This is a genomic window from Roseburia sp., from assembly GCF_041325975.1.
GTDB lineage: Bacteria > Bacillota > Clostridia > Lachnospirales > Lachnospiraceae > Roseburia > Roseburia rectibacter.
This window is the reverse complement of the sequence record NZ_JBGLEJ010000001.1, coordinates 1-11633: the sequence shown is the minus strand read 5'-3', so window position 1 is coordinate 11633 and position 11633 is coordinate 1. Positions and strand designations below refer to the sequence as shown.

Below are 11633 nucleotides of genomic sequence, written 5' to 3'. Positions count from 1 at the left end.
CATGACAGTATAATAAAAACATCCTAGGAGACAGACAGGGATGTATGAAGGAGGAAAAAAACATGAAGAAAAGAACGATTAGTTTAATGCTTGTTGGAGCAATGGTAGCAACGATGTTTGCTGGATGCGGAAACAGTGAGGCAAATACAAATGCATCTTCCACAGAAGCCGGTAAGACAGGTGGTGCAGAGGCTGGAAACGTATCTATTTCGTTTTATACAACTGAAACAGGAAAGGATGATATGTTCCAGGAATTAATTGCTGATTTCGAGGAAAAGAATCCAGGAATCACAGTTGAGTATATTGCAGCAGGAGACGATCAGTTACAGCAGTGGATGGCTTTATATTCAAGTAATGAAGGACCAACAGTATCCCTTATGGATCCGATTAACATCTATGAGAATCAGGAACGAATGAGAGATCTTACAAACGAACCTTTAATAGATAACATTGAAGAATCAGCACTTACAACAATGACATTTGATGGAAAAATATATGCAGTACCTGGAACTGCAGCAGGTATTGGTATTTTATATAACAAAGCAGTATGCGATGCAGCAGTAGGTGGTGATTTTGATCCATCTACGATTAAAACAAGATCAGATCTGAAAGATTTATTTGATAAGATTGAAGCAACCGGAGTAGCAGCAACCTGTATTACAGGTGTTAACTGGTCAATAGGAGCACATTATCTTTGCCAGACATATGGTGCTGCACTTGGTTCAACAGACGAGAGAGTTGCTTATGTAAATAGTATTATCAGTGGTGAAACAAAAGAAATTGACAATGATGTATTTAATGGTTATATGGATACATTCGATCTTCTTGCTGAATACAATTATAATAAAGCAGATCCGTTAGTTGGTGATGTAAATATGGATGCACAGGCACTTGCGACAGGTGCATGCGGTACATGGTTTATGGGTGACTGGGCATGGACATATCTTGCAGATGTTGTAGAGGATGGAGCTGAATTCGGATTATTACCGATTCCACACAGTGATGATGCATCAGATGTGATTAACCAGAGCATTCCGACATCTTATGCCAAGGGATATTGTGTAGATGCAAGCCAGAATACTGAAGAACAGCAGGAAGCAGGAGTAAAATTTATTGAATATCTTACTTCTGATGCGACAGCAGAACAGGTAATGGCTAAGACATGCGGACAGGCACTTCCTTATAAAAATGCTGACGTGACAATTGAAAGCCCGCTTGGATTATCAACAGCTGGTTATATTTCTAAAGGACTTACCTATGATTTCTATGGTACACCAAATATGTGTCCATCTGATATCTGGTATGAATGTGGAGCATATATGTGTGAATATCTTGCAGGTGCATGTGACAGAGAAACACTGGCATCAGAAATAGATGCTTACTGGCAGAAACAGGAAGCAAGATAATAAACATAGAATCAGATGTGGGGAGGGATTACTTCCCCACATTTCTTTTTAAGGAGAAAGACATGACGAAAAAGAAAAACAAAAAATTGATCAATGTTCTTCAGTTTGCCGGTTTTGGATTCCCAGCACTATTTATCTGGATGTCAGTAGTGATTATACCGTTTATTTATGGGATCTGGATCACATTTACAGACTGGAATGGATTAGCAATGCATATTAATTATGTTGGCTTACAGAATTATATAGATGTATTCAAAGATGCAACATTTGTGTCATCATTTGTGAAAACGGTAATTTATGCATTCTTTACAGTATTGGCAAGTAATATTGTTGGATTTGCCCTTGCATTGGCTGTAACTAGTGGAATTAAAGGTCAGGGATTGTTCCGTACCGGTTTCTTCACCCCGAATATCATTGGTGGAATTATACTTGGATATATTTGGAACTTTATATTCTCTTATGTATTAACAGCAGTTGGAAAGAGTATGGGTGTCGAATGGATGTCTACATCCTGGCTGACACATCCTACAAGGGCATTGATCGCATTAATTATCGTAAGTTCCTGGCAGATGAGTGGTTATCTTATGGTAATTTATATTGCAGGTTTAACCAATGTTCCAAAAGAGCTGATCGAGGCAGCACGTGTAGACGGTGCAACCGGATGGCAGACGATTATGAAAGTAAAATTGCCATTAATCCGCAATACGACAGCAATTTGTATTTTCTTATCTATTTCAAGAACCTTTATGTCATTTGATATGAACTTATCACTGACAGCAGGAGGACCATATAAGTCCACAGAATTAATTGCCTATAAAATTTATCAGACTGCATTTACAAGTATGGAATTCGGAAAAGGACAGGCTCAGGCAATTGTATTATTTGTGATCGTTGCAACAATTTCTCTGTTACAGGTTTACTTTACTAAGAGAGGGGATGAAAAATAATGGCAAAGACAAGAAAAAGAGTGGTTTTTTTAATCACATTTATAATATTAATTTTCTTTATGGTACCTTTTTTTGTACTTGTAATAAATTCATTTAAAACGACGAACGAATTTATTACAGCCCCATTCTCATTACCGAAAGAGTTCAATATTGAAAATTTTAAAACTGCAATTCAGCGAATGAATTTCTGGTCGGCTCTTAGAAATACAGCTGCTATCACTGTTGCGTCAGTTGCAGTAAACATGCTCATTGGATCTATGACAGGATATTTCTTTGCACGGAAAAAATGGAAAATTAATAAAGTTATATTCGCAGCATTTTTAGCATCAATGGTCGCTCCATTCCAGGTGTATATGATTCCATTGGTTAAAATCTATGCGGGACAACTTGGATTTTCCAATAATCTGATGATGGTTGCATATATAGCGGTAGGATTAAATCTTCCTTTTGCTGTATTTTTGTATAAGGGATTTGCGGAAGGTATACCGGAAGAATTGGATGAGGCAGCAAAAATAGATGGCTGTAGTTTTACAAGAACATTTTTCAGTATTATTATGCCATTATTAAAACCAATTATTATTACAGTTACGGTATTCGTTGCGATGGGAGTATGGAATGACTTCCTTATGTCAAGTTTGTTCCTGACAAAACAAGAAACAAAAACACTGGCAATTGCAATCAAGACATTCCTTACAAATCATACAGCCGAGTATGCTCCGATGATGGCAGGTTTGTTGTTAAGCATTTTACCAGTGCTTGCATTTTATCTGTTAGGACAGAAGTATATTATTGAAGGTGTTGTGGCAGGCAGTGTAAAGGGCTAATCTTTTAGAGAAGTAAGAAAAACCCCTGGAGTGCAGCCATACATTTTTTTGAATGTGTTGATAAAAGATTTTATGTTAGGAAAACCATTATCAAAGGCACATGTTGTCAGATTTTCCTGACCATTTGCAAGCTGTTCAGCAGCATGCCCGACGCGGACAATGCTCAGATAAGAAAGAAAATTTACACCGAGTGTTTCCTTAAAATGTCTCGAAAAATAGCTGGAGGTATACTGAAAATGTTCTGCAACATCTGTAAGAGATATATCTTCCTGATAGTGTTTTTCAATATAATCAGCGTAAGAAGTGGCAAGGTGTATTTCCTGTCTGCTTGGAATGGAATAAGAAACATCTTTCTTAATACAGCCAACAGAAAACAGAGCTAAAATCTCATAAATTTTACTCATGAGAAGAAAGTTGTATGTGTCACTTAAGGGATCCATGTTAAAGATATCCAGGGATAGGTTCTTAATTTTTTCAGTCAGTGCAGTATCACCCGGATTGTAAAAAAACAAATCTTTTCCGAGCCATTTTTCGATAAAGGGCAGAGAAAACAAAATACTGATTCCGGTAAAACTATCAGAAGGTGCAATGTATCTGCAGGAATGAAGTTCACAGCTGTTGATGAGCAGCCAGTCTGATTCTTTAAAATCAAAATTATTGCTTCCGGAATTAAAACGGATATTTCCTGTTAAGGTGACAGTCAGTTCAATACTTCTGTGAAAATGAAGTGGAGAATAAATATAATTTCCTTCCAGATTATGACGGTATATTTTTACAGGAAGCAACGAAACAATATCGTTGTGTGCTTCATATAATTGCGACATTTATTTCAGACCTCCTTTAAATAATCATGTATGCAGTAAATACATAAAGATACAATCAATTATATTTTAGCACATAAAATAAGAAATTCAAAATAAATGCATCAAACCGGAAAATGAAAATATATATCTTTTTTTTGAAAGAATTTAGAAAACAAATCTAGTATATTTAAACTAGAAAAATAAACGAGGTAAACGATCATGGCATTATTACAGGTGAATACTTTTTCACAGGCACTCAGCAGAATTATTACATTTCATATTATATTACCGAACGATGCACCACCGGAGATGCTGGCTGGTAATTCAAATTATGACAGACCGATGAAAACCTTATATCTTTTACATGGTTTTTCGGGAAGTACACAGGACTGGCTTACAGGAAGCTTAATTCAGGAGCTGGCTTTAAAATACAACCTTGCAGTTGTAATGCCGGCTGGTGAGAACAGTTTCTACTTAAACGGAAAAGGAACCGGACGTGGATACGAGACATTTACAGCAGTAGAGCTTCCGGCATATTGCCAGAAGACATTCGGACTGTCAGATAAGCCGGAAGACAACTTTATCGGTGGATTGTCCATGGGTGGATTTGGAGCAATTCATACAGCATTAAAATATCCGGAATATTTCGGAAAAATGTTTGGCTTGTCCTCAGCCCTGATCGTGAACGGAATCAAAGGGATGAAGCCGGGAAGCCACAACGATATTGCAGATTATGATTACTATACACAGATTTTCGGTGATCTGGATAAATTGGATGAGAGCGAAAACAATCCGGAATATCTCGTGACAGAAAGGCTGAAAAAAGAGGAGAAGATCCAGCCGATTTTCATGGCTTGCGGATCTGAAGATTTCTTACTGAATGAAAATCATGAGTTCCGTGATTTCCTTTTGAAAAACAAAGTGGATTTTACATACAAAGAAAGCACAGGAATTCATGACTGGAAGTTCTGGAATGAATATTTAGAGCCGGCAATCCAATGGCTCATTGAGTAGAAAGCAAAATTATTATAATGTATCATTAGAACAGATAAGCTTAAAAAGATAAAGGAGACGATTAAGGATGAAATCAATTGCAGAAATCACAAAAAACATGACAGACTGGCAGCCACCAGTGATCCCGGAAAATATCGCACACGGTGATATGCCGGGAGACAAAGTAGAGATTGGCGAAGGACATGTGCAGAAAGCAAATGTCATTTTCAAAGAATTACTGCCAATGTTAGAGGAAGCTTCTGAAAAATCCGGGACAGGCAAAGTAGTGATCACGGTCTGCGGAGGTTCCGGAGTTGGAAAATCAGAGATCGCTTCTTTATTATCTTTCTATTTAAAAGAGGCAGGAATTGGAAGCTACACCCTGTCCGGAGACAATTATCCACACAGAATCCCTGTATACAATGATGCAGAGCGTCTTCATACCTTCCGTGAGAGTGCGTTAAAAGGAATGGTAAAAGAAGGTACCTTTACAGCAGAACGTTTTGAAGTGATCCATGAATTCCAGAAAAACGGAGATGATGCCAATCCAAAACACACAGAGGAATATGACTGGTATGAGTCTTACTTAAGAAACGGAAAAGAGGGATTAAAAGGATACCTCGGAACAAATAATGAGATCGGATTCGATGAAGTAGAAGAGATCGTAAAAGAGTTCAAGGCAGGCACTGATGAGATCTGGCTGAAACGCATGGGAAGAGAAGATACAGAATTATGGTATGAAAAAGTAGATTTCTCTAAGATCCAGGTTCTCGTGATCGAATGGACACACGGAAACAGCGATAACTATAAAGGTGTGGATATCCCTGTTTTATTGAACAGCACGCCACAGGAGACACTTGCACACAGAAGAGCGAGAAACAGGGACGGTGCAACAGACAGCCCATTTACCATGATGGTACTGGAATTAGAGCAGGCGATGTTAGAGCATCAGGCTCCAAAGGCAAAGATCATCATTTCAAAGAGCGGAGAGCTGTTAAGCTATGAAGAATACTGTAAGCAGATGGAGGAGGGAAGATAACCATGAATATCGGACCAATGTTAAACGCCTACCCGGACAGCATGGGCGGCACGTTAGATGATATCGCAGCATTTTTACAGAAACCGGAAATGAAGGATGTATTTTCTTCCTGTTATGTACTGCCAAGTCTGTTCCATACAGACTTAGACAGAGGGTTTTCTGTGATCGACTATTCTTTGAATAAAATGCTTGCATCCAGGGAAGCACTGGACAAATTAGAAGGACTTGGGATTGATTTAAAACTCGATTTTATCTTGAACCATGCATCGGTACTGTCAAAGCAGTTCCAGGACATCATAAAAAATGGTGATAAATCAGAATACCGTGATTTCTTCATCGACTGGAATAAGTTCTGGGAAGGCTGCGGGGAGATGACAGAGGATGGTTATATCCAGCCGGATCAGAAATATATCAAGGACATGTTTTTCCGTAAACCGGGATTACCAATCCTGATGGTAAGATTCCCGGATGGAAGGGATGTCCCATACTGGAACACCTTCTACCAGGAAGTGACCTACCGCACGGTTGATGCACAGGATCTGATGCAGGCAGCGGGGCTGCAGTATACAGAATCGGTGATGCTTGCGGAAGTGTTAAATACACAGACCAAAGAAGGAAAGAAACCGGCAGAGATACTGGCTGCCGACGGAAATGCAGAAGTGACCCGATTTATGTCGGATGAAGAGAAGAAAAAAGTCGTTGATTATATGGAAGCCGGCAGACGCTATCTTGGCCAGATGGACTTAAATATCAAATCCCCGCTCGTATGGGAGTTTTACGACAATACCTTAAAGACACTCGCAGGATATGGAGCTAAGATCGTGCGGCTGGATGCATTTGCCTACGCACCGAAAGAGCCGGGAGAGAAGAATTTCTTAAATGAGCCGGGAACCTGGGATTTACTTGAAAAAGTACGGAAACTGGCAGATAAATACAACCTGACCTTACTCCCGGAGATCCATGCAAGCTATGGCGAGAAGAATTATGAGCAGATCGCAGAGAAAGGCTATATGACGTATGATTTCTTCCTGCCGGGACTGATCATCGACGCACTGGAGAGCGGGGACGGAAAGCATCTTGCCGACTGGGCGAGAGGAGCTGGTAGAGAAGAAGACATCCATACCGTCAATATGTTAGGATGCCATGACGGAATCCCACTTCTTGACTTAAAGGGATTATTATCAGAAGAACGTATCCAGAACCTGATCGATACTGTTGTCGGAAGAGGCGGTTATGTCAAAGACCTTCACGGCCAGAAGAACATGTATTATCAGGTCAATGCAACTTACTACAGTGCACTTGGGGAAGACGATGCAAAGATGCTTCTTGCGAGAGCCTTACAGCTGTTCATGCCTGGAAAACCGCAGATCTGGTATCTTGATCTGTTTGCAGGAAAGAATGACCATGAGGCAGTCAAGCGTGCCGGAGCAGGCGGACACAAAGAGATCAACCGTACAAATCTTACCACAGAGCAGATGGAAGAGGCATTAAAGAAGCCGGTAGTAGCAAGACAGTTAGAGCTTCTCCGCTTCCGCAGTACCTGTCCTGCATTTGGGAAGGAAAGCAGGATCATGATAAATTCAGATGGAAATAAGATGGAATTTACATGGGAGAATGACGGATATCAGGCAAAACTGAAGGCAGATCTGAAAACATTCGAATTTGTGATTACAGAAACAGCACCGGACGGACAGACAAGAACACTGTAAAATATTTGGCCATTTTCAAATTTTAAATATAAATACTGTATATCATCCAACAGGTCTGCACAGCAATGGCAGACCTGTTGAACTATAGAAAAGAGGACTCTGATATGAACTATAATATAAACGAACAGAAACTTGGTTTTGACCGCGTCCTGCCATGGGAAGGACAGGTTCCGGCATTGGTAAAAGAAGGAGAACATTATTTTCTTCAGGTAAAGGCACCGGAGGCAGAGAATGTTACATTTACAATGAATGAGGAAGAATTTCCATGCACCAGGGAAGATGACGGAATCTGGCGTATGGAGTACACTCTCAGGACAGGAATACAGTATGTGCAGTTGAAGATTGATGATGTGGAAGTTGTGACACCATTGCTTCCAATTACCTATGGTTATAGCCGTCCATATAATTATGTAGCACTTGAGATGAAAAATGAAGAGTTTTATCAGGTAAAAGATGTGCCGCACGGAAGTGTCCGCAGGGAATACTTTTTTTCAAAGGTTACCGGAGAGTGGGAGAGCTGCATGGTATACACTCCATATTGCTATGAAGAAGAAACAGAAAGAGAATTTCCGGTATTATATCTTCAGCATGGACATGGAGAAAATGAGATCGGCTGGACTGCGTCCGGGAAGGTGAATTTTATTCTGGATAATCTGATCGCAGAGAAGAAGGCGGTTCCAATGGTGATCGTTATGAGCAACGGAATGGTTCAGACAGTGACAGAAGAAGGCGAGAGAATCGTTGATTTTAAACTTTTGGAAAACCAGCTTCTGACAGATATTATGCCTTATATTGAGAAAAAATTCCGTGTCGGAAGGACGAAGAAGATGCGTGCGATGGCAGGTCTTTCCATGGGATCCTTACAGACGAGCATTATCGGATTTAAGCATCCGGAGTACTTTAGTTCACTTGGAATATTCAGCGGATTTGTGACAGATATCATTCAGGGAAGCCCGCTTGACATGGTTGACCGCGGAACCAGTGAGAATGAACATATGAAAATTTTGGATGATGCCAAAGTATTCAATAAAACATTTGACGTTTATTTCAGGGCAATGGGAGACAAAGATCCGTTCTGGGAGAATTTTGCACATGACGATCAGATATTAAATGAAAAAGGGATTGATCAGATACGCAACGTATATCCGGGAGCACATGACTGGAACGTATGGCGCATGTGCATTCATGATTTCGCACAGCTTATATTTAAATAAGAACTGCTTCATGGGAAAAGAAACAGGATGTAAAACAGATTAAGTTTACAAAGGAGATAAGGATATGGCTTTTTTACAGATTGATTATAAATCCGAAGCATTAATGAGAGGTGTCAATATTAAGGTAATACTTCCATCAGATGGCATGGCAGGAAAGTGGGAGCCACCATATAAAACACTTGTATTTACTGCCGGGTTACAGTGCAACCGCGACGGAACTTATCACATACCTTGGGCTGAGAGGACAGTCTGAATTAAAAGGAATCGCGATCGTACTGCCGGATGGCGAGAATCTGTTCTATCAGGACCTACCTGACCGTATGACGTTTTACAGTACTTATGTGGGAAAAGAGCTGGTAGAAGTGACAAGAAAAATGCTGCCATTATCTACAAAGAGAGAGGATACCTTTATTGGCGGAATCTCTATGGGGGGATATGGTGCATTATATAATGGGTTTAAATATCGGGATACGTTTTCTAAAGTAGTAGCATTCTCGCCGGCTGCCGATGCCTGCATGCTTCTGGCAGGGTCCGAGGCACCTGGATTTTCAAGAGCACAGTTTGAGGGCATTTTCGGAAACAGAGAAGCATACTATGGAAGCGAGTGTGATATGTGTACACAGTGGACAAGAAAAGATGTGGATAACAGACCGGAACTGTTTCTGTGCTGTGGAAAAGATGACCGTCTTGTATATGATGAGGTAGAAAAATTAGAAAATGCTTTACAAAAGGAAAATATTACTCATGAGTATCGCAGCGGACATGGCGATCATGAATTTTTCTACTGGGAACAGATGATGGATCCGGCATTTTCTTTTCTTGCCGGGATTGAGGAAGGAACAAAAGATAAATTGTTGATACCGGAACAAGGAGAATAGGATGAATTATCATATTGAGAAATTAAATGAACAGACGTGGCTGATAGAAGAATATAGTAATACGGCAAGTGCTTATATGTACCTGCTCACCGGAAAGGAAAAGGCATTATTGATCGATACCGGATTTGGAACAATTCCACTGAAATCAATATGTGAAGAACTTACTGGGCTTCCGGTCACTGTGGCACTGACGCATGGACATGTAGACCATATTGGCGGAACCGGAGCATTTGAGGAAGTATGGCTTGCAAAAGAAGACAAAGAACTTTATGAGGCACACAGCAGAGAGGATGTCCGTCATATTTTTACACAGGATGAGCTTCTCCCGGTAAAAGAAAATTGCAGTTATTTTGAGAATGAGATGGTATTTGAGATTGGTGACAGACCGGTGCGTGTGGTAAGGACACCGGGACATTCTGTCGGATCAGTATGTTTCCTTGATGAAAAGAACAGATGGATGTTCACCGGGGATACCTGCTGTAAGGCTCATGTACTGCTTCAGATGGAATTTGCGGCACCGATGCAGACCTATAAGGAATCACTGGAAAAGCTGATCGCTATGGAATCTCTCTACGATATTACCTGGCCGGGACATCATATCAAACCGGTCGAGAAACAGGTGATACATGATTTCCTGACAGCTGTGGAAGGAATTACAGGTGGCACAATGGAAGGTGCCTGGACCGAGCTTCCTATGGGCAAAGCAAGACTGTTAGAGTATAAAGAAATCGGAATCGAATATTAGATAAAGTATGAGGCAAGAGATATTTTAATCTTTTGCCTTTTTGTTGCATGAAAATTTAAAAGAGGCTATACTTTTTTGTATATTTCAAATTCATCAAAAATGTATGAAGTTTTTACAGATAGAATAGGAAGGACTCATCCATGGACATCAAAGACTGCATCATTTACGAAAAAACAATCCCTGCCCACCCGGCAGTATATGACGATTTCCCGGAGAATCTTCTGCCGGAGCTGGCGGAGTACCTGAAGTCGCACGGAATCGGGAAGCTATACTGTCATCAGACGGAAATGTTTGAGAAAGTGACTTCCGGGAAGAATGTTGTTATCACAACATCAACGGCGAGCGGCAAGACCTTGAGTTTTTTACTTCCGGTTTTACAGGATATTTTGAAAAATCCGCTGACAAGGGCAATTTTCATTTACCCGACCAAGGCACTTGCGGCAGACCAGTACCGTGCGATTGCACCGTATCTGGAATATTTTGGAGAGAACCGTATTGTGGCGGGCGTGTATGATGGGGATACGCCGGTGGCGGAGCGTACAAGAATCCGGCAGAGTGCCAATATTATATTGACAAACCCGGAGATGGTGAATGGGGCATTTCTGCCGAATCACAGCAAATACGGGTTTGATTTTATTTTTTCCAATTTAAAATACATTGTGATCGATGAGCTGCATACCTATCGTGGAGCGTTCGGTTCGCATCTGGCAAATGTGTTCCGCAGACTTTCAAGAGTATGCCGTTATTATCATTCCAATCCGCAGTTTCTTTGCAGTTCTGCTACGATCGCCAATCCGGTGGAGCTTGCAGCAGAGATCTGTGGAAAGCAGTTTGCACTTGTGGATAAGGACGGCTCACCAGCAGCAGAACGTGGATATTATCTCATCCAGCCGCCGAAGATCATGGGGAAAGACGACAACTATTATGGGCAGGTCCGCATTACGACAGTGGCGGCAGAACTTTTGCCGGAGCTGATGGATGAAGGAAAAAATTTTATTGCGTTTACGAAGTCAAGAAAGAATGTGGAGATCGTCTTAAAAGAGACGAGAGATCATTTGGAAGCGGAGGGATTTTT

11 protein-coding genes are annotated in these 11633 nt (G+C 40.7%); 10 read left to right on the top strand and 1 reads right to left on the bottom strand.

Annotated elements, in window-relative coordinates:
- Positions 1-62: 62 nt before the first annotated feature.
- The 3 genes from ACDD58_RS00055 (at position 63) to ACDD58_RS00045 (ending at position 3177) form a co-directional block, all read left to right on the top strand.
- Positions 63-1406, top strand: coding sequence for an ABC transporter substrate-binding protein (locus ACDD58_RS00055; RefSeq protein WP_021923147.1), 1344 nt, complete (start codon positions 63-65; stop codon positions 1404-1406).
- A gap of 62 nt (positions 1407-1468) precedes the next feature.
- Positions 1469-2353, top strand: a complete 885-nt coding sequence (locus tag ACDD58_RS00050) for a carbohydrate ABC transporter permease (RefSeq protein ID WP_021923146.1) — start codon at positions 1469-1471, stop codon at positions 2351-2353.
- Positions 2353-3177 (top strand): carbohydrate ABC transporter permease, encoded by an 825-nt coding sequence (locus ACDD58_RS00045; RefSeq protein WP_021923145.1) that lies wholly within the window; start codon positions 2353-2355, stop codon positions 3175-3177. Before ACDD58_RS00050 ends, ACDD58_RS00045 begins: the two co-directional genes overlap by 1 nt.
- Here the strand turns inward: ACDD58_RS00045 and ACDD58_RS00040 are convergent.
- Positions 3174-4001: an AraC family transcriptional regulator gene (locus tag ACDD58_RS00040; protein ID WP_021923144.1), complete on the bottom strand. Its 828-nt coding sequence runs from the start codon at positions 3999-4001 to the stop codon at positions 3174-3176. The genes ACDD58_RS00045 and ACDD58_RS00040 overlap by 4 nt on opposite strands.
- A 198-nt stretch (positions 4002-4199) precedes the next feature.
- Here ACDD58_RS00040 and ACDD58_RS00035 point away from each other — a divergent pair, with 198 nt between their 5' ends.
- The 7 genes from ACDD58_RS00035 to ACDD58_RS00005 form a co-directional block, all read left to right on the top strand.
- Positions 4200-4994 (top strand): alpha/beta hydrolase family protein, encoded by a 795-nt coding sequence (locus tag ACDD58_RS00035; RefSeq protein WP_021923143.1) that lies wholly within the window; start codon positions 4200-4202, stop codon positions 4992-4994.
- Between the two features lie 67 nt (positions 4995-5061).
- Entirely contained in the window at positions 5062-6012 is a 951-nt protein-coding gene (locus ACDD58_RS00030) for an adenylylsulfate kinase (protein WP_252191959.1), read from the top strand.
- 2 nt (positions 6013-6014) lie between these two features.
- On the top strand, positions 6015-7721 hold the full coding sequence (locus tag ACDD58_RS00025) for a glycosidase (RefSeq protein ID WP_370774887.1): 1707 nt from the start codon (positions 6015-6017) through the stop codon (positions 7719-7721).
- Positions 7722-7825: 104 nt separating this feature from the next.
- Positions 7826-8935: an alpha/beta hydrolase-fold protein gene (locus ACDD58_RS00020; protein ID WP_370774886.1), complete on the top strand. Its 1110-nt coding sequence runs from the start codon at positions 7826-7828 to the stop codon at positions 8933-8935.
- Positions 8936-9075: 140 nt separating this feature from the next.
- On the top strand, positions 9076-9813 hold the full coding sequence (locus ACDD58_RS00015) for an alpha/beta hydrolase (RefSeq protein ID WP_370774884.1): 738 nt from the start codon (positions 9076-9078) through the stop codon (positions 9811-9813).
- A 1-nt stretch (position 9814) separates the two neighbouring features.
- Positions 9815-10558, top strand: a complete 744-nt coding sequence (locus tag ACDD58_RS00010; protein ID WP_287558032.1) for an MBL fold metallo-hydrolase — start codon at positions 9815-9817, stop codon at positions 10556-10558.
- Positions 10559-10698: 140 nt separating this feature from the next.
- A partial coding sequence (locus ACDD58_RS00005; protein WP_370774883.1) for a DEAD/DEAH box helicase occupies positions 10699-11633 on the top strand: 935 nt, incomplete at its 3' end.

What these genes read in the sequence shown, in the direction of transcription:
- ACDD58_RS00030 (WP_252191959.1), top strand. Translation starts at nt 5,062, where the DNA reads ATGAAATCAATTGCAGAAATCACAAAAAACATGACAGACTGGCAGCCA.
- ACDD58_RS00015 (WP_370774884.1), top strand. Translation starts at nt 9,076, where the DNA reads ATGGCATGGCAGGAAAGTGGGAGCCACCATATAAAACACTTGTATTTA.
- ACDD58_RS00045 (WP_021923145.1), top strand. Translation starts at nt 2,353, where the DNA reads ATGGCAAAGACAAGAAAAAGAGTGGTTTTTTTAATCACATTTATAATA.
- ACDD58_RS00055 (WP_021923147.1), top strand. Translation starts at nt 63, where the DNA reads ATGAAGAAAAGAACGATTAGTTTAATGCTTGTTGGAGCAATGGTAGCA.
- ACDD58_RS00010 (WP_287558032.1), top strand. Translation starts at nt 9,815, where the DNA reads ATGAATTATCATATTGAGAAATTAAATGAACAGACGTGGCTGATAGAA.
- ACDD58_RS00035 (WP_021923143.1), top strand. Translation starts at nt 4,200, where the DNA reads ATGGCATTATTACAGGTGAATACTTTTTCACAGGCACTCAGCAGAATT.
- ACDD58_RS00020 (WP_370774886.1), top strand. Translation starts at nt 7,826, where the DNA reads ATGAACTATAATATAAACGAACAGAAACTTGGTTTTGACCGCGTCCTG.
- ACDD58_RS00050 (WP_021923146.1), top strand. Translation starts at nt 1,469, where the DNA reads ATGACGAAAAAGAAAAACAAAAAATTGATCAATGTTCTTCAGTTTGCC.
- ACDD58_RS00040 (WP_021923144.1), bottom strand. Translation starts at nt 4,001, where the DNA reads ATGTCGCAATTATATGAAGCACACAACGATATTGTTTCGTTGCTTCCT.
- ACDD58_RS00025 (WP_370774887.1), top strand. Translation starts at nt 6,015, where the DNA reads ATGAATATCGGACCAATGTTAAACGCCTACCCGGACAGCATGGGCGGC.